This is a genomic window from Bowmanella pacifica (genome assembly GCF_014645355.1).
Classification (GTDB): Bacteria; Pseudomonadota; Gammaproteobacteria; order Enterobacterales; family Alteromonadaceae; genus Bowmanella; species Bowmanella pacifica.
This window is the reverse complement of record NZ_BMLS01000001.1, coordinates 1,133,945-1,151,352: the sequence shown is the minus strand read 5'-3', so window position 1 is coordinate 1,151,352 and position 17,408 is coordinate 1,133,945. Positions and strand designations below refer to the sequence as shown.

Annotated in this window: 21 protein-coding genes; 17 read left to right on the top strand and 4 right to left on the bottom strand. The window is 52.3% G+C overall.

The features are described 5' to 3' along the window. Positions 1 to 50: 50 nt before the first annotated feature. Both IEX02_RS04730 and IEX02_RS04725 read right to left on the bottom strand, forming a co-directional pair. Positions 51 to 377, bottom strand: a complete 327-nt coding sequence (locus tag IEX02_RS04730; RefSeq protein WP_188690985.1) for a DUF3630 family protein — start codon at positions 375 to 377, stop codon at positions 51 to 53. After that, positions 365 to 1,804 (bottom strand): protein adenylyltransferase SelO, encoded by a 1,440-nt coding sequence (locus IEX02_RS04725; RefSeq protein ID WP_188690982.1) that lies wholly within the window; start codon positions 1,802 to 1,804, stop codon positions 365 to 367. The genes IEX02_RS04730 and IEX02_RS04725 overlap by 13 nt, the downstream gene beginning before the upstream one ends. A 69-nt stretch (positions 1,805 to 1,873) precedes the next feature. Here IEX02_RS04725 and IEX02_RS04720 point away from each other — a divergent pair, with 69 nt between their 5' ends. Both IEX02_RS04720 and IEX02_RS04715 read left to right on the top strand, forming a co-directional pair. Continuing rightward, positions 1,874 to 2,179: a c-type cytochrome gene (locus IEX02_RS04720; protein WP_188690979.1), complete on the top strand. Its 306-nt coding sequence runs from the start codon at positions 1,874 to 1,876 to the stop codon at positions 2,177 to 2,179. Further along, positions 2,179 to 2,520: a hypothetical protein gene (locus tag IEX02_RS04715; RefSeq protein ID WP_188690976.1), complete on the top strand. Its 342-nt coding sequence runs from the start codon at positions 2,179 to 2,181 to the stop codon at positions 2,518 to 2,520. Before IEX02_RS04720 ends, IEX02_RS04715 begins: the two co-directional genes overlap by 1 nt. Here IEX02_RS04715 and recQ read toward each other — a convergent pair. After that, positions 2,498 to 4,312: a DNA helicase RecQ gene (gene recQ / locus IEX02_RS04710; protein ID WP_188690973.1), complete on the bottom strand. Its 1,815-nt coding sequence runs from the start codon at positions 4,310 to 4,312 to the stop codon at positions 2,498 to 2,500. The two genes, IEX02_RS04715 and recQ, sit on opposite strands and share 23 nt — an antisense overlap. 130 nt (positions 4,313 to 4,442) lie before the next feature. Between recQ and IEX02_RS04705 the strand changes: the two genes are divergently transcribed. From IEX02_RS04705 to IEX02_RS04640, 14 genes are all read left to right on the top strand, one after another. Beyond that, positions 4,443 to 4,916: a thioesterase family protein gene (locus tag IEX02_RS04705; protein WP_188690970.1), complete on the top strand. Its 474-nt coding sequence runs from the start codon at positions 4,443 to 4,445 to the stop codon at positions 4,914 to 4,916. 169 nt (positions 4,917 to 5,085) lie between these two features. Further along, positions 5,086 to 6,192 carry a serine hydrolase domain-containing protein gene (locus tag IEX02_RS04700; RefSeq protein WP_188690968.1) on the top strand — a complete coding sequence of 369 codons (1,107 nt, stop codon included), beginning with the start codon at positions 5,086 to 5,088 and terminating at the stop codon, positions 6,190 to 6,192. 28 nt (positions 6,193 to 6,220) lie between these two features. Next, a complete protein-coding gene (locus tag IEX02_RS04695; RefSeq protein ID WP_188690966.1) occupies positions 6,221 to 6,826 on the top strand; it encodes a DUF998 domain-containing protein in 606 nt (201 codons plus the stop codon). Further along, positions 6,823 to 7,326 (top strand): GNAT family N-acetyltransferase, encoded by a 504-nt coding sequence (locus IEX02_RS04690; protein WP_188690963.1) that lies wholly within the window; start codon positions 6,823 to 6,825, stop codon positions 7,324 to 7,326. The genes IEX02_RS04695 and IEX02_RS04690 overlap by 4 nt, the downstream gene beginning before the upstream one ends. 61 nt (positions 7,327 to 7,387) lie before the next feature. Further along, positions 7,388 to 7,837, top strand: a complete 450-nt coding sequence (locus IEX02_RS04685; RefSeq protein ID WP_188690960.1) for an SRPBCC family protein — start codon at positions 7,388 to 7,390, stop codon at positions 7,835 to 7,837. Between the two features lie 194 nt (positions 7,838 to 8,031). Next, positions 8,032 to 9,927: a propionyl-CoA synthetase gene (locus IEX02_RS04680; protein WP_188690957.1), complete on the top strand. Its 1,896-nt coding sequence runs from the start codon at positions 8,032 to 8,034 to the stop codon at positions 9,925 to 9,927. A 6-nt stretch (positions 9,928 to 9,933) separates the two neighbouring features. Next, positions 9,934 to 10,350 (top strand): VOC family protein, encoded by a 417-nt coding sequence (locus IEX02_RS04675; RefSeq protein ID WP_188690954.1) that lies wholly within the window; start codon positions 9,934 to 9,936, stop codon positions 10,348 to 10,350. Between the two features lie 71 nt (positions 10,351 to 10,421). Then, a complete protein-coding gene (locus IEX02_RS04670; RefSeq protein WP_188690952.1) occupies positions 10,422 to 11,162 on the top strand; it encodes a class I SAM-dependent methyltransferase in 741 nt (246 codons plus the stop codon). Between the two features lie 197 nt (positions 11,163 to 11,359). After that, positions 11,360 to 11,716 carry a MerR family transcriptional regulator gene (locus IEX02_RS04665; protein WP_188690949.1) on the top strand — a complete coding sequence of 119 codons (357 nt, stop codon included), beginning with the start codon at positions 11,360 to 11,362 and terminating at the stop codon, positions 11,714 to 11,716. Between the two features lie 45 nt (positions 11,717 to 11,761). Continuing rightward, positions 11,762 to 12,340 carry an NAD(P)H-dependent oxidoreductase gene (locus IEX02_RS04660; RefSeq protein WP_188690946.1) on the top strand — a complete coding sequence of 193 codons (579 nt, stop codon included), beginning with the start codon at positions 11,762 to 11,764 and terminating at the stop codon, positions 12,338 to 12,340. Between the two features lie 62 nt (positions 12,341 to 12,402). Further along, complete coding sequence (gene fos, locus IEX02_RS04655) at positions 12,403 to 12,801, top strand: fosfomycin resistance glutathione transferase (RefSeq protein WP_188690943.1); 399 nt, start codon at positions 12,403 to 12,405, stop codon at positions 12,799 to 12,801. Between the two features lie 34 nt (positions 12,802 to 12,835). Beyond that, positions 12,836 to 13,576 carry an MliC family protein gene (locus IEX02_RS04650; protein ID WP_188690940.1) on the top strand — a complete coding sequence of 247 codons (741 nt, stop codon included), beginning with the start codon at positions 12,836 to 12,838 and terminating at the stop codon, positions 13,574 to 13,576. A gap of 13 nt (positions 13,577 to 13,589) precedes the next feature. Continuing rightward, positions 13,590 to 14,420: a sulfurtransferase gene (locus tag IEX02_RS04645; protein WP_188690937.1), complete on the top strand. Its 831-nt coding sequence runs from the start codon at positions 13,590 to 13,592 to the stop codon at positions 14,418 to 14,420. Between the two features lie 156 nt (positions 14,421 to 14,576). Beyond that, positions 14,577 to 14,969, top strand: coding sequence for a hypothetical protein (locus tag IEX02_RS04640; RefSeq protein WP_188690934.1), 393 nt, complete (start codon positions 14,577 to 14,579; stop codon positions 14,967 to 14,969). A 32-nt stretch (positions 14,970 to 15,001) separates the two neighbouring features. Here IEX02_RS04640 and IEX02_RS04635 read toward each other — a convergent pair whose 3' ends face one another. Then, positions 15,002 to 16,027, bottom strand: coding sequence for a zinc-binding dehydrogenase (locus IEX02_RS04635; protein WP_188690931.1), 1,026 nt, complete (start codon positions 16,025 to 16,027; stop codon positions 15,002 to 15,004). A 134-nt stretch (positions 16,028 to 16,161) separates the two neighbouring features. Here IEX02_RS04635 and chrA point away from each other — a divergent pair, with 134 nt between their 5' ends. Continuing rightward, positions 16,162 to 17,379 carry a chromate efflux transporter gene (chrA, locus tag IEX02_RS04630; protein WP_229702054.1) on the top strand — a complete coding sequence of 406 codons (1,218 nt, stop codon included), beginning with the start codon at positions 16,162 to 16,164 and terminating at the stop codon, positions 17,377 to 17,379. Positions 17,380 to 17,408 lie beyond the last annotated feature (29 nt).

Below are 17,408 nucleotides of genomic sequence, written 5' to 3'. Positions count from 1 at the left end.
TTTGGCTGCGCTTAAAAGCCCTGATTTTTAATGCCTGTATAACATTGTGCTTAAAACGCTGAGTGGTTGCCTTCAGTCAGCTCTGCACCGACCAGTCTTAACTGACTGATCAAATAAGGAAAATCACTCTCTTTCAGGGCTTCTATCCATACCGCCTCGCATAAGGATTCCATACACAATAAGTAGGGTCGGCCATCCAGTTCAAAACGGCGCTGCCAGCGGTCGGCACCCCACTCCAACTCCAGCATACGGGCGTTCAAGGTGGTAGCCAGCTGGGCTGATAGGTGTTGTATACCGGTGTCGGAAAAATCTGCTACACCCTGCAGGTTCAGGCACGGGTCTGCAATGACAAAGTGAATCCCGCTTAGCTGCTGCATGATATCTCCATACTCTTGCCCCAATCCGGTGGCGGTTTGGCGTATTGTGCATTGGCCGGTTGTTCGTCAAATGGGCGGCTTAGCAGCGTAAACAGGCGCTCAAACTCGCTGAAATCCCCCTGCTCAGCCTGTTCAATGGCTTGCTGGGCCAGGTAATTACGCAGTACGTAATTAGGGTTTACGGCCAGCATCTGCTGATGCCGCTGGGCGTGGGAGCCGCTTTGTTGGTTGAGGCGCTGGGTGTATCTGTCGAGCCAGGCTTTGGCCTGATTGCGGTCGACAAAATGATCCAGCAGCGGATTGGGCTGCGCTGGCTGGAAATGACTCAGCAGCCGGAAACTTACATGATAATCCCGCCGTTCGCGGGCCAGCAGGTTCAGCCAGTCACTGATCAGCGCTTCGTCTTGTTCGGTGGCATCTTGCAGGCCTAGCTTGGCTGCCATCAGGGTAAAGTAATGGCTGAGCAATCTGGGTTCGTACTGACCTAAGGCTTGTTTGATTTCTTCAAGGCTTAAATGGCTGCTAAAGGCATGAGCCAGGGCATTGAGGTTCCACAGCCCAATGCCTGGCTGGCGGTCAAAGGCATAGCGGCCCTGGTGGTCGGAATGATTGCAGATATAGTCCTGCTGAAAATCATCCAAAAAGGCATAGGGGCCAAAGTCAAAGCTGATGCCGTGGATAGACATATTGTCGGTATTCATTACCCCATGGGCAAACCCAGCGGCTTGCCACTTAGCGATAAGCTCCGCGGTGTCTATTACTATCTGCTCTAGCAGACGGTAGTAACGGTCTTCTGTATCGGCCAGATGCGGGAAATGCTGGTTGAAGCAATAATCAAATAAGCGCTGTAGCTTGTCACTTTGGCCGCTGTGAAAGAAATACTCAAAATGGCCGAAGCGTATGTGGCTCTGACAGGTGCGGATCATCATGGCTGCGGTTTCCTGGCGCTCGCGCATCACAGGTTCGTCACTGCTTATGAGGCACAGAGAGCGGGAGCTGGGAATACCGAGATGGTGCATGGCTTCGCCCACCAGATATTCGCGCAAGGTTGAGCGCAGCACTGCGCGGCCGTCACCAAAGCGTGAGTAAGGGGTTTGCCCTGCGCCTTTCAAATGCAAATCGACCGGTTTGCCCTGCTTGTCCCGGGTTTCGCCAAGCAGCAGGCCGCGCCCATCTCCCAATTGCGGGTTCCACTGGCCAAACTGGTGGCCACCGTACTTTTGCGCCATGGCATGCTGGTTTAAACGCCCGTTTTCGCTGAATAGCTCGTTAAATAACTGCTGCTGCACAAAAAACTGAGGATCCAGATCAAGGTCTGCCAACAGGGATTGGTTAACATGCACCAATCTTGCATTCTGTGGTGGCTGAACGCTGACCTTGCTACCCAGGTCGGCTAATGTTTGAGCATAAGTGTGAGCCAAATACACAGGCGCGCCGTATAGAAAATAAAAAAGATGGGCTATTGTAACCTTGTAACTACACAATCCGGAGTAAATATGAAAAAACTCGCTGTATTCCTTGCCTTATGTGCTGCGATGCCTGCGATGGCTGGTGATGTCGCTGCGGGCAAAGCCAAATCCGCTACGTGCGCGGCCTGTCATGGTGCGAACGGAATTTCACAAATCCCAATGTATCCGAATTTGGCCGGTCAGAAAGAACAGTACCTGGTGCTGCAAATGAAGGCTTTCAGGGATGGTGAGCGTAAGAACATGGTGATGTCGCCTATGGCTAAACCATTGTCTGACGATGATATTGCCAATCTGGCTGCTTTCTACGCCAGTTTGGATCCGGCGGGTAAATAATGCCCCTGCGTATCCTGCTGATTGAGCCGGATGCATTATTACAGAGGGAGCTGGCCCTGGTGCTGCAATGCACCGGGGGCTACGAGGTGGAGCCGCGCAGCTGTGTTGAACAGGCGCTGTCACTGCTAATGAGTCGCCCCTTTGCCCTGTTATTGGCAAGACAAAGTGTGTTGAGCAGAATGCCTGCCAGCATGGTGAAAATTGGCTATGGGCACTTACAATTGCCGATGCCGGAGCATTGCTTAGGTTGGATAGACCCTTTGCGGCCGCTTCCGGCCTTTGCCGAGCGGGTACGTAAGCTGTTAGAGGGCGACGACCCTAGCCGGCCAGATGTTCGCTAATAAGGTTCAAAAAGGCATCCCCATAGCGAGCCAGTTTGGTTTGGCCGACGCCACTGACATTGAGCATTTCTCGTTTGCTGGTTGGCAGAATCTCCGCCATATGGGATAAGGTCATATCCGAGAACACCACAAAAGGTGGCACTTCATCTTCCTCGGCAATGGTTTTACGCAGTTTCTTCAGTTTGGCAAACAAGGCACGATCGTAATTGCGGTTATCCAGCTTGGCTTTCTTACCCAGATTCAGGTTCATTCTCGGCACGGCCAGACTCACGGCTAATTCTCCTTTAAGCACCGCCCGGGCCGCTTCGTTTAACTTCAGCACCGCATGCTGGGTGATGTCCACCCGAATAAGCCCTTGATGAATCAACTGGTTAATCAGGTTGTGCCACCAGGCGTCACTTTCGTCTTTGCCTATTCCATAGGTACTGAGCTGGTCGTGACCGCTGTCGATAATGCGCTTGAGCTTTTTACCGCGTAGCACGTCAATCAAATATTGGCTGGCGGCGGACTGATTGAGCCGGTAGACACAGGACAGTACTTTTTGGGCCGCTACCGTGCCGTCGAAGGCTTTGGGTGGGTCCAGACAAATATCGCAGTTGCCGCAGGCCGAGGCATTGTATTCGCCAAAGTAATTGAGCAAGACTTGGCGTCGGCAGGTTTGTGCTTCGGCAAAGGCTTCCATGGCGGCAAAGCGTTGCAGTTCGACTTCCTGGCGATGGGGATTGTCGGTCAGGCTGATCCATTCACGGATACGGGCCACGTCTTTTTCATCAAACAGCAGCAAGGCTTCGGCCGGGCTGCCGTCACGCCCGGCACGGCCGGTTTCCTGATAATAGGATTCAATGGTCCTGGGCAGGTCATGGTGTATCACATAGCGCACGTTGGGCTTGTTAATACCCATGCCAAAGGCCACGGTGGCAACAATCACATCGATATTGTCTTTGAGAAAATTGCGCTGGGTAATATCGCGAATGTCCGCTTCCATACCGGCGTGATAACCCGCGCAATTGATTCCGCGATTAGCCAGTTTAAAGGCCACATCTTCCACTTTCTTCCTGCTGTTGCAGTAGATAATGCCGCTGCCTTCCTGGCTTTTTATGTAGCTTTCCAGTTGTTCCAGGGGTTTGTACTTTTGCAACTGGGTGTAGCGGATGTTGGGGCGGTCAAAACTGCCCTGATAGACCATGGGCTGCTGCAAACGTAATTGTTGCAGAATATCCACACGGGTGGCCGGATCGGCGGTGGCGGTTAGCCCCATCATAGGCACATGGGGGAAGAAATGCTTAAGTTGCCCCAGCGCCATATAGTCCTGGCGAAAATCATGGCCCCAATGGGATACACAATGTGCTTCGTCAATGGCAAACAGACTGATTTGGATATGTTGCAGGCGCTGAATAAATTCGGGCTGCACTAACCGTTCAGGTGCTACGTAGAGCAATTTGTATTTACCGTCCTGCACGCCGGCCAATACCTGCAATTGTTCCGGGCGGGACAGGGCCGAGGTCAGATAGGCGGCACTGACGCCTGAGGCATGCAACGCATCGACCTGGTCTTTCATCAGGGAAATCAGCGGTGACACCACCAGAGTGAGCCCAGGTAGTAGCAATGCTGGCACCTGATAACACAGCGATTTTCCGCCGCCGGTAGGCATGAGCACCAGACTGTCACGTCCATCCAGGCAGGCCTGGATGACCTGCTCCTGACCGGGTCTGAAGCTGTCGTAGCCAAACGTATCCCGCAACACACTTTGTGGGCTGGACTGAACTGGAGTAGTGGCCAAAACGTCGGACATGGGCAAAGCAGCTGGAAAACAGGGCGGCTAGTCTACCCCAAAGTTGCCGACAATTCATGACGACAATGGCTTGCATTGGCGAGGGAAAAGCCTGTTATGATGCTAACAGGTCAAACCAGAGGGTTGAATTGTGCATACGCAAGGGGTTTTAGATAGCAAACAATTAGCCGAATACGTGGCTGGCGTGTTCCGCGAACATATGCCGTTTAATCAATTGCTGGGGCTGCAAATCAGCCAGTTCGATGGTGACGGCGTGGAAGTTCGGCTGCCCTGGCATGATGGTTTAATGGGCAATCCAATCCAGAAAATACTGCATGGTGGGGTAACCGCCGCGGTACTGGATACTGTTGGTGGGCTGATGGCTATCCTGCATGTGGTGAGGGATATGCCACAACTAACCCTGGCCCAGTTTCAGCAGCAATTGGCGCGCATCGGCACTATTGATATGCGGGTGGACTATCTGCGCCCTGGTAAGGGCAGTGAATTTATCGCTACCGCCAATGTGATCCGCAAGGGAAGTCGGGTAGCCGTTTGTCGAATGGAACTGCATAACGAGCAGGGAGAGCATATCGCGTTCGGCACAGGCACCTATATGGTGGGATAAAGAACGGGAAAATATTCACGGCCTCTGGTCGTGCCACTCCTGGTGCTGGACTAGATCAAATTGCATCACTGTGCAAACGCGGAGATACTGTGCCCACGCGCTGCGCAAACCTGCAGCCCTTATGTTTCGTCATGTAAACGGAACACCCTAAATTGCGAAGGAGAGTCTGATGAAGTGGTTGCTTGGCGGTGTTAGCCTGGTTTTATTGTTAACACTGGTCGCCTGTAGCAGTCCGCCATCTCAGCAAAGTGCCCAGCGCACGCCACGCCCCTTTTGCCCCACCCCCACAGAGCAGGCCAAGCGACTGGATCAAGCACTGACCAGTGAGCATATTCAGGGCACGTTTGACGGTATGGTGCGTGTTGTTCAGCATCAGCAATTGCTGTTTGAATGTGGTTACGGCGATGCAGACCGCGCCTTACACAAGCATAATGACAGCCAGAATCTGTATGACATGGGCTCTATTGCCAAAACCTTTACCGCAGCGGCGGTTTTGCAACTGCATGTGCAAGGTAAATTATCTCTGAGCAGCCGCCTTGTTGAGTTTTATCCCAATGCACCGGCTGATAAACGTGACATCAATATTGAACAACTCTTAGCCCATCAAAGTGGCTTGGACAATTTTCACAATACGTCTGATTTTGAGCCGATAGACAGAGACGAGGCCGAGCGACGTATTCTTAGTTTGCCGCTGCTGAGTCAGCCGGGTACCGATATTACCTACTCCAATGCTGCCTACACCTTATTGGCCGCCATTGTTGAACGGGTTTCCGGGATGGATTTTCGCGATTATGTACAGCAGCAACTGCTTGCTCCCCTGCAACTTAACAAAACCCGTTTTTATGCGGACCAGGCGCTGGATACTCAGTATGTCGCCAAAGGCTATGGTGGAAAGGACAGCGGCCAGACGACGTTTGCCAAACCGCTAACCTGGGCATTGATCGGTTCAGGCGGCATGGTCTCGAGCGTAGATGACTTACAGCGCTGGTTTCAGGCCTTGCAGGGAGGCGGACAACTTTCTTCTGAGCTTACCGGCTTGGTGTTCCAACCGGTGAATAAGAAATGGACCCTGGGAAACTGGGCAATCAGCGGCAGCAGCGGTATGTCTATCTGGCAAATGGGGGGCAGTACCGATTATGGCTACACTGCCCTGGTGCAATATGTGCCGGAGCGAGACTTGTTGTTGGTTCTGATGTTTAATGGCTATTCGGCGAAATACGCCAATGCCACCCATCACAGGATTAGCCGCAATGTGCTGTTACCTCTGCTGATCTAACCTGTCATACCTTTTATGGAGTAGGTATATGGATGTACTGATTCTCACTGGCCTGCTGGCAACTATCTGGATGGTGATTGGGGTTACAATCGCCGCCAGCCGCTACCCTGGTTATAACCACAGCCGACAGTTTTGTAGTGAACTGGGGGCCACCGGTAGCCCTACCCAGAAGCTGTCGCCAAAGATTAATAATTACCCGCTGGGGCTGCTGTTCTGCCTGTTTGGTTATGCGCTGCTTGCCTTACCTGATGCGCCCACTGGATTACAGTGGATGGGTGGTCTGATTATCCTGCATGGTGTGGCGACCTGGGTGGCCGGGTATTTTCCTATGGACTTCGATGCTTATACCGCAACGCCAAGCCGGCATTGCCAGATTCATTCCTGGGCCGGTATGGTGATGCTGCTGAGCTTGCTGATTGCGCCGGCGTTAGTTTTTACCCTTCCAGACAATACTTACCTTCCTGCCGGGTTTCAGTGGTTCTCCCTGGCTTGCCTTGTTGCCACGCTGCTTTTTAGTCTGACCCTTGGCAGGGCCTACAAGGCCAGAACTAACCCGGGTCTGCATCAGCGCTTAAGTTATGGTGCGCAGCTACTGTGGTTAGCGGTTTTGTCCTTATTGCTTTGGTTGGGATGATGGACTACCAGATTATGGATGCCACTGAATACGGCGTGGACGCCGCGGCAGACTATTTTCACAGCAAATGGGGTAACAGCCATAATCACGGCTTTTATCTGGATGCCATCGCACATTCCGCCGGGGTGAAACAGTTACCTAAGTTCTTTTTGTTGTTGAAAGGTCAGCAAGCGGTGGGATGCTACGGACTGATTACCAATGACTTTATCAGTCGCTGTGACTTATGGCCCTGGCTGGCTTGCCTGTTTATAGAGGAATCTGAACGGGGCCAGCGGCTTAGCCAAGGTATTTTTGTCCATGCGGCTAAGCAAGCCGGGGCGATGGGGTTTGAGCAACTCTACCTGACCACAGATCATCAGGGGTTATACGAAAAGTTTGGCTGGCAGCGCCTGGCCGACGGCTATTCGTTATTCGGTGCCAAAACCCGGATTTATCAGCACTCGGTGGATAGGCTGCTAAGGTTGGAAAGCGAAATACCTCTGGGCTGTCGAAACCTATAATTGAAGTTCGACTACATAGCGTAACTATATTCTATGCTGTTAACTTCAACAGGAGATTGCTATGTCAGGTCAGACTATTCGTCTTCATCGCATACTGCGTACCTCGCCCGAGAAGGCCTATCGTGCCTTTATCGACCCTGCTGCCATGCTTAAGTGGCTACCTCCTCATGGCTTTACCGGACAGATTCAGGAAATGGATGCCCGGGTGGGAGGGGGGTATAAGATGTCATTCAGTAACTTTTCTACAGGTCAGTGTCATGCATTCGGAGGTCGCTACCTGGCCCTTGAGCCGGGGCGCCTGATTCGCTACAGCGACCAGTTTGACGATCCTAATTTGGCCGGCCAGATGCAGGTGAGCATTGCGTTTAAGCCGGTGTTATGCGGTACCGAATTAACCATAGTGCAGGAAGGCGTGCCTGAGGCTATTCCGGCCGAGCTTTGCTATGCTGGCTGGCAGGAGTCCCTGAGCTTACTGGCGTTGTTGGTTGAGGCCGTGGTGCCCGAGCAGTAACAGTGTTGATTTTATTCGCCGGTAAACCAGGTTGTAGTGGATGATTGTCGACAATATGGCGGGTTATCCTTAAGTCTAATGCCAAAACCTGCATGTTTTGTCTACAGTTGCATAATAAATATTCAAGGCTGAGCCCTATCACTCAGCTTAGAGCCTTACTAAAAAGGCCAACCCTGCAACAAGGTGAAGCGAACATGTCATACCAAAGTGAATATCAACGCGCTATCCGCGAACCTGAAGCCTTTTGGCAAGAAAAAGCTGCTGAACTGCCCTGGTTTCGTCAGCCTCAGACTATTCTCAGCACGGATGCAAACGGCATGCAGCGCTGGTTCGCTGATGGCCAGATGAATACCGCGTATATGGCCCTCGACTGGCATGTGGAACAAGGCCGTGGCGAGCAAACCGCCATCATCTATGACTCTCCGGTCAGTAATCAGAAAAAGCAGATCAGCTACGCCAGCTTGCTCAAGCAAGTCGCCTTATTTGCTGGCGTGCTTAAGGCGCAAGGAGTGGAAAAAGGCGACCGGGTAGTGATCTACATGCCAATGGTGCCAGAGGCTTTGGTTGCTATGTTGGCAGTTGCCAGGTTAGGGGCTATTCATTCCGTGGTGTTTGGCGGTTTTGCCCCTCACGAACTGGCGCTGCGCATTGAAGATGCTGAACCTAAGGTGGTGGTGTCTGCGTCTTGTGGTATCGAGGTGAATAAGGTCATTGAATACAAGCCGATGCTGGATGCCGCCATTGAACGTTCCAGTTATAAACCGCTGCGTTGCATTATTCTGGAGCGCGAACAGGCACCGGTACAATTAAGCTCAGAGCGGGATCTGGATTGGCACGAGGCTATGGCCAAAGCAACGCCCGCAGATTGTGTGCCAGTGGCCGGAACCGATCCACTCTATATTCTGTATACCTCGGGAACCACAGGTAAACCCAAGGGGGTTGTCAGAGACAATGGTGGCCATGCGGTCGCCTTGAACTATTCCATGCAATCTATTTACAACATGCAGCCGGGGGAAGTGTTTTGGGCGGCCTCCGATGTGGGTTGGGTAGTGGGACATTCCTACATAGTGTACGGACCGTTGTTGGCTGGTTGCACTACCCTATTGTATGAAGGTAAACCTGTGCGCACGCCGGATGCCGGTGCGTTTTGGCGGGTGGTGCAGGAGTATGGGGTGAAAGTCCTGTTTGCTGCGCCTACGGCCTTTAGGGCCATTAAGAAGGAAGACCCGGAGGCAACCAAGCTTGAACGCTACAATATAGGTAAGCTGCGCGCCATTTTTATGGCCGGTGAACGCCTTGACCCGCCCACTTATGACTGGGTGGTGAAACATACCGGCAAACCCGTGATTGACCATTGGTGGCAAACCGAAACGGGGTGGGCCATCTGTGCCAATCCAACCGGTATTGAAGATATGCCGCCTAAACCTGGTTCTTCTACGTTGCCGGTGCCCGGATTTGATGTTCAGGTGCTGGACGGTAATGGTCAACCCATGCCGGATGGTCAGCAAGGGGCGATTGCCATTAAGCTGCCGCTGCCGCCAGGGTGTTTACCGACCATCTGGGGCAATCATGAACGTTTTCAGGCCGGCTATTTGCGGGACTACCCGGGTTACTACTGTTCCGGCGACGGTGGTTACAAAGATAAGGACGGATACGTGTTTATTATGGGGCGTACCGACGATGTGATTAACGTGGCCGGGCACCGGCTTTCCACCGGTGAGATGGAAGAAATTCTGGCTGCTCACGCCGCGGTGGCCGAATGCAGCGTGATTGGTATCCATGATGAGCTAAAAGGGCAGGTGCCTATTGGTCTGGTGTTACTCAAAGACGGGGTAGAGATAGAGGAGTCCCGTTTGCAAGAAGAGCTGGTGGCTATGGTGCGCAGCGAGATTGGCCCCATTGCCTGTTTCCAACGGGCGGTGGTGGTGCAGCGTTTACCTAAAACCCGTTCCGGTAAGATTTTGCGCAAGCTACTGCGCCAGATAGCCGATGGGCAGGAGTATGCAGTACCCTCCACTATTGATGATCCGGCCAGTTTGTCTGAAATTGAGTCCCTGATGCAGTCGCAGGGTGTGGTAAAGGCTTCCTGAGCTTTGATGGTTAACATCCAAGCCATTGATCATCTGGTCCTGCGGGTGGTGGACCTGGAGCGCAGTGTCCACTTTTATCAGCAGGTTCTGGGCTGTGAAGTAGTGAAACGACAAGCCCATCTGGGGCTGGTTCATCTACGCGCCGGCTCGTCTCTGATTGATCTGATTAGTCTGGTTGGCAAGCTAGGACAGCAAGGTGGTCGGGGGCCCGGCGTCGAAGGGCATAATGTTGACCATTTCTGTTTGCGTATTGAGCCCTTTGATGAAGCCGGGCTGGTGGCCCATTTGGCAGCTTTTGGAATAACCCCACTTGGGCCAGCCAGCCTGAATTTTGGCGCTGAAGGTCAGGGCTTGTCCTTGTACTTTAAGGATCCAGACAACAATATTATTGAGCTAAAAGGCCCGGCTTTTCCTGCCGGGTAATTTGCCTATCCGCTATTCGCCCAACATACTCATAGCTTGTCGCTGACAGGGATGGGACCGCCGTTGCCATTATGACCACAGACTACGACGGTATAGCCGAAGAATATCGCCGCGCCAAGTTGCAACCCTGGCGGCAGCATATTGAAATGTTTATGTTATCCGAATTGGTGGGCGATCTGAGCGGCCAAAGTGTACTGGATCTTGCTTGTGGTGAAGGATTTCATACCCGTATGCTGCGCTATCGTGGGGCGAAGAAAGTGGTGGGGGTAGATATCTCGTCGGCCATGATCAACCTGGCGCAACAGCAGGAAATGAAGCGACCACTGGGCATTGATTTTATCCGCTGTGATGTGCGCGACCTGCAATTGTCTCAGCAGTTCGACCTGGTGTTTGCCAGTTATCTGCTTAACTATGCACAGTCGGCGCAGGATCTCAGCCGCATGTGTCAAATTGTGGCCAGGCATTTGCGGCCAGGTGGACGTTTTATCGGAATTAACAGTAATCCGGACTACAGCGGTGAGCTGCTGAGTATGCGGCCTTATGGTTTCACCCGCGACCCTGCGGCCGTTGAGGAAGGCATGCCGTTCAGTTATCGCTTTTTTCTGCCTGGTGATGAGATGATCACTGTCACCAACTACCACTTAAGTCGCCAAACTCACGAACAGGCCTTTTCTCTGGCCGGACTCACCGACTTACTATGGCTGGAGCCACAGGTGTCACCCAGCGCCCAGGCTGATTACCTGCCCGGCTACTGGGATACCTTTATTGAGCATCAACCTGTGGTTTGTTTTCAGTCCAGTCGTAGTCTCTAGAACCTATCGGCAGAACCTAAGCAAATTGGTGGATCAAGAAAGAGTATTCTTTGTGAGGAAAGATTTGCGCATAATGCAGACGCAGAACCTTTATCAGATTAAGGAACGAAAGTGCTTGTTGTGTCTTTGACTCCCATCATGCCTTTGGCACTGGCTGAGAATCCTAGCGCAGATAACGCCGGGCAAGGTTGCACGTTATGTATATAGGTAAAGTCGCCGCCCTGACCGGCCTGACGATTAAGGCCATAAGGTTGTATGAAGAAAAAGGGCTGATTACGCCGCCCAAGCGTCAGGGCACATACCGGGTGTATGAGCAGTCACATATCGACGCCTTATTGTTGATTCGGGAAGCCAGACAGCTGGGGATCAGCCTGGCTCGTTTGCAGCCTGCGATGCGATATAACAGTGGTGTCTTGGATTGGCAGGGCATACGTCAATTTTTGTTTGAGATCCGCGCTGAAATGGAAGCCCAGATTATGCAAACTCAGGCGCGTATCAAACAATTGGATGCCTGCTGTGAGGAAATTGGTCACTGTCCATTGACTCTGCCCTAAAGGGGAGACGCTAGACTGCGCCTTTGTTTTATCAAAGGAGTCAGTGTGAAAAAGCGAATTCTGGTTATTAGTGGTAGTCCCAAAGCCGGTAGTTTCAGTGAATCTTTAGCCATGTCTTATCAGGCAGGGGCATCCAAAGACCATGATGTGCAGTTATGTTTGTTGTCTGCCATGACGTTTAACCCGGATTTAAGCCAAGGCTATGCGCAGGTGCAACCGCTGGAAGACTGTCTGGAACATTTCCAACAGCAGCTTAGCTGGGCGGAACATTTGGTGGTTTATAGTCCTGTGTGGTGGGGTGGATTGCCCGCTAAGTTTAAAGGTCTATTTGACCGCACTTTTTTACCCGGTTTTGCGTTTCGTTATGAAAAAGGCATGACCATGCAGCAAAAACTGCTGAGGGGTAAAACCGCCAGCCTGATACTGACTATGGATACCCCGCCTTGGTATTTTCGCTGGTGGCAGGGCGCACCGGCGATGAAACAATTAAAAATAACCACCTTAGCATTTTGTGGTATTCAGACTCTCAGGCAACAAATGCTTGGCCCGATGATCAGTGCCAGTGAAGTACAAAAAGCAGATTGGCTGACGCAGGCCAAATTGCACGGTGAGCAGGGCAAGTGAAGCGTTGCTAACGCATGGTCACCGAGTTAGCGTAAGTGCTCTTAGTGAACAGGCTTTTGGTTATGCTTAAAGGACTCAATCATATTACGCTGGCCGTTGCCGATGTGCAGCGCTCGGTCGATTTTTATATCGGACTACTTGGCTTTACAGGCCATGTAACTTGGCAGCGGGGCGCTTATTTAAGCCTGGGAGAACTGTGGCTTTGTTTGTCACTGGATACCCCTGTCCCGGCAGCGGATTACACCCATCTGGCATTCAGCCTGGAAAAATCTGACTTTGCTGACTTTTTCCGGCGGATGATGGAAGCTGGGGTTGTCCAATGGAAGGAGAATCGCAGCGAGGGCGATTCGCTGTACTTTCTGGATCCTGATGGCCATAAACTGGAAGCCCACGTGGGGGATTTAGCCAGCCGTCTGCAAAGCTTACGGCAGCATCCCTATGACGCTTTACGTTGGCTGTGATAGATTGAGCTCTATCTGACTCAAGGAGTAAACCATGCGTAACAAATTTACTTGGCTGCTTGTTAGCCCCTTGTTATTTGCTTGTAGCCAGGCTGATAAAACGGCCCCTTCCGTGGCTGAACAGGATTTCTTACCTTCGGTTTCATATCACTGCGACAGTGGTGAGTTGGTCGAGGCCGCCTATACCACAGAGCAGACTGCCAGCATCAGATACAAGCAACGCATTCATCCTCTTAACCTAACGGTCAGCGCCAGCGGCGCAAAATATCAGGGAGAAGGTCTGATCTGGTGGACCAAAGGCAGCGGGCCGGGCAGTGAGGCTATGCTACTGAATGCAAAAGGTGAGAACCTGGAGAACTGTAAAGAAGTCTCTATGGTGGTAAATCCGGTTGCCGCTCAGGTTGTGGGTGAGTTTGTGATTCCTAAATCCGTGGGTTCCTTTGACGGGCGTCGCCTGGAACTGGTTTTGTTTAAGTACGATCCGCGCATTGCAGATAAAGCCGCCCAGCGGGTAGATAGCCTGGTGATTGAAGATTTTAGCCATGTGCAGGAATTTGTGACGCAGCAGGACTTTGTGTTGGGCCAGAACATTAAGTTGGATCCACAACAAGGTTATTACCTGACCTTGTTTGTATTGGATGGTCAGCGTCGTACCCACATGGGGATGTGCCAGCACAGCCCGGATAACCTGTGTAAGGTGCTTACACAGGGGGGGCCATTGCAGGTTGATTTTGTCATAAACCCGGTAGATAACCGCGGTGAACCGCAGCCATAACTCTGGAGTAACCATGCAGCATAATCAGGTCATGGTCAGTACAGATTGGCTGGCTGCCAATAAGGCCACGCCGAATCTGGTGTTATTGGATGCCAGTATGCCTTTGCCTGGCCAGGAACCGAGTCCGGATCTGCGTTGTATTGAAGGAGCGCGCCGCTTTGATATTGATAAGGTGGTTTGCGAGCCAGATTCCCCATTACCTCACACCATGCCGGATGCGAAGTTATTTGCCCACTTGGTGGGTGCCCTGGGTATCAGTAACGACAGCCTGATTGTGGTGTATGACAATCAGGGCCTGTACTCCGCCCCCCGAGCCTGGTGGATGTTTAAATGCATGGGGCATGAACAGGTTTATGTGTTGGATGGCGGTTTACCCAAATGGCAAGCCGAGGGGCGGCCCTTGGCCGATAAGCATGCCCCTGCTACAGCCCCGCAGGTTTATCAAGCTCAGTTACAGGATAAGGCGCTGATGAGCGCCGAGCAGTTGCTGGCGGTCGCCGGACAGCCTGATTATCTGGTGTTGGATGCGCGCAGCGCTGGTCGTTTTGCTGGTACCCAGCCGGAACCCAGGGCGGGTCTGCGCTCAGGCCATATTCCTGATTCTGCAAATTTACCTTTTACGCAGTTGCAGACGCAGGGCTGTCTGTTACCTGTGCCGCAATTGCAGGCACAATTTGAAGCGCTTGGACTCAGCCAGGAAAAACAGCTGGTGTGCAGCTGTGGTTCTGGTGTGACAGCCTGTGTACTACTGATGGCAGCTTATGCTTGCGGACATCGCAACCTGACGCTGTACGACGGCTCCTGGACGGAATGGGGTGCACGCCCTGATTTGCCTATCGCATAAGGCGAACAGAACTCCTTTTGTTAATTAATAACAAATTAATATTGATTAAATTGTTACGCTGGAACATCTTGTCTATTACATACCAATGTGAGTGACATGGATCTCTGCTTTATGCGGACATTCTGATTTGACTACCGGCACAAGGAGACAATTTAAATGAAGTATTTGATTTTGTTTTGTTCGTTAATGGTGAGTAGCACCATGGCCCATTCGCTGAAAGGCAGCTGGCAGCTTATGTCGGGCTTTTACGTGAATGAGCAAGGGCAAAAGGTTGACTATGAAGGCTTGAAGCTGAGCGCGATCAAAGTCGTGTCAGACAAGCATTTCAGCTTTATTACCATGGCAGACGGTAAGTTCTGGGCAGCCGGTGCCGGCGACTTTGAAGCGAACGAAAAAACCTACACCGAGCGGCCTGTGCATACCTCCTATGCAGTGCCGGCAGATGGCAAATATCAGTTTGACTACACACTGGATGGCGAACTGTGGAAGAAAAGCCGTTGGCAGGACGGTGAGCTGGTTGAACAAGAGGTTTGGCAGCGTCTGCCCTGACGCCACCATAATGCAGAAGCCGACGGCTGGGCTTATGGGGCGAGAATGACCTTGCCGTCGCTTTTGTGTTCTGCGTAGTGCTCAAGCGCCGCTACAAAATCATCAAAGCCGGTCTGTGCATAGATATCTGTGTTAAAGGTACCGTCATTGAATAGCTGTTGTACTTTGCGACTGAGACCGATGACCCGCCAGATGGGGGCCTTTTTCAGGGTGCGAGCCAGCCAGAAACCCTCAATGCGCATGTCGCGAAAAATCACATCCGCCACACTAAATTTGCCTCCCAGGGGATCCTGACTCTCTTCCAGTCGGCCATAAATAATGGCCGTGCTGCCGCCAGGCATTTGCTTGAGTAAGCGGGCAGTGTCCTGGTCTGCCACGGCGTCCATTAAAACAGAGGCCCCACAGGTCTCCACCGCAACCTTAAGTTGCTGACTAAAGTCAGGATCAAGAGTGAGTAAGGTGTGATCGGCGCCCAACTCATGTAAAACCTCCAGATTGGACTGGCTGCGCACTGTGGCGATGGTTTTGATTCCCTTTGTCTGCGCGTAACGGATCAGCCCCTTGCCTACCTGACTGGCTGCGGCATTGATGACAATAGCGCGGGCCCCAAGTTGTATGGCGCGTTCAATCAAACAAATGGATGTTAACGGATTCACTATCAGGGTCGCTCCCTGCGCGTTGCTGATACTGTCGCGCAGCGGCAGACAATAACTGGCCAGTGTGCAGGCATATTTTGCCCATAAACCGTCCTGCCCTGGCTGTGCAGAAAGGGCTACACGTTTACCGACCAACCATTTTCCATACAATCCGGCATTCGCTTTGACAACCAGTCCGCAGCCTTCAAATCCCGCATAAGAATTAGCCTGAGGCGGCAATCCATATTGGCCCCGTAAGTACACTAAATCTGAAGGATTTACCGGTGAAGCCAGCATTTTGACCAATACCTGGCCTTTCTGCGGTGTGGGGATGGGCTTCTCGTGCAAATATAAACGCTGATGGAAAGGGGCCTGAGTATCGTCCAGCAGTTTAAGGGCAAAGCCAAGGTTAGCGTCAGACATAGTGGATCCTGTTGTTGTTTTTATCATAGGCAGAGTAGCGGCTAAGTCCTGTGCGGGTCAAAGGTTGAACGCCTGTTGTTCGTCAGGGTGGGGCCATTTATAGTAGGCAGCCTTGCTGCTCTGGACCACCCACTGTGAACGCATCTTCCTATCAGCAATCGCTTGCCGGCATTTCAATGTGGACATTGTTCTGGGTGTTTTTACGCCTGGGGCTGACATCCTTCGGTGGCCCTGTTGCCCATCTGGGGTTCTTTCGCACGGAGTTTGTCGACAAACGCAGATGGCTGTCTGAGTCGGCTTATGCGGAGCTTATCGCCCTTTGTCAGTTTTTACCCGGACCAGCCAGCAGTCAGGTGGGTATGGCTATTGGCTTGCTGAAGGGAGGAATGCGAGGTGCCTTACTGGCCTGGCTGGGCTTTACCTTACCCTCGGCGCTGCTACTGACCTTGTTTGCCTTGCATCTGCAAGACCTGGGGCAGTTGTTGGGATGGGACTGGCTGCACGGACTCAAAGTACTGGCAGTTGCTGTGGTGGCCCATGCGGTATTGTCTATGGGGAGGTCGTTATGCCCCGACGTTATTCGTCGTGTTGTTGCACTGGTTGCCTGTTTTTTACTGCTGCTCTGGCCCGGCAGTGGCATGCAACTGTTGGTCATTGTGGTTGCTGCAGTGTCAGCGCTTTGGTGGGGCAAACCTGCAATGGGCGGGGCGCAAAATATCGAACTGAATGTACCCCTGAGTAAAACCTTAGGTGGGGTGATGCTGCTGCTTTGTATGGCGCTGCTGCTGACCCTGCCGCTCCTGGCTGAGCAGTTCAAGGTTCCGTTATTATCATTGTTTGACAGCGTTTACCGGGCTGGGGCGCTGGTTTTCGGTGGTGGGCATGTGGTGTTACCGCTCCTGCAGGCCGAATTAGTGCTACAACAGATAAGCCCGGATACCTTCCTGGCCGGTTATGGTGCAGCGCAGGCTGTACCGGGTCCGCTGTTTACTTTTGCGGCTTTTGTTGGTGCTTCATCGCCGCTGACATCATCGGGTTGGCTGGCTGCCATGATAGCTCTGGTTGGGATTTTTTTACCCGGTTGCCTGCTGGTCATAGGCACCTTGCCATTCTGGTCGACGCTGAGAAAACATCATCTGGCCCGTCAGGGGCTGTTGGGCGCTAATGCTGCCGTGGTGGGGATGCTGTTAGCGGTGCTGATCAACCCCTTGCTTGGTGCGAGCATACAATCCATGCAGGACGCCTTATTAGCTCTGCTGGCTTTTGCTTTGTTGCAGTTTGTCAGACTGTCTGCGGCCTGGTTGGTGTTACCTTGTGCGGTGCTGGCGGGTTTAGGTTGGCTGGCGGGGTAAATTCACCATAGTTATTCGATATTTCTGAA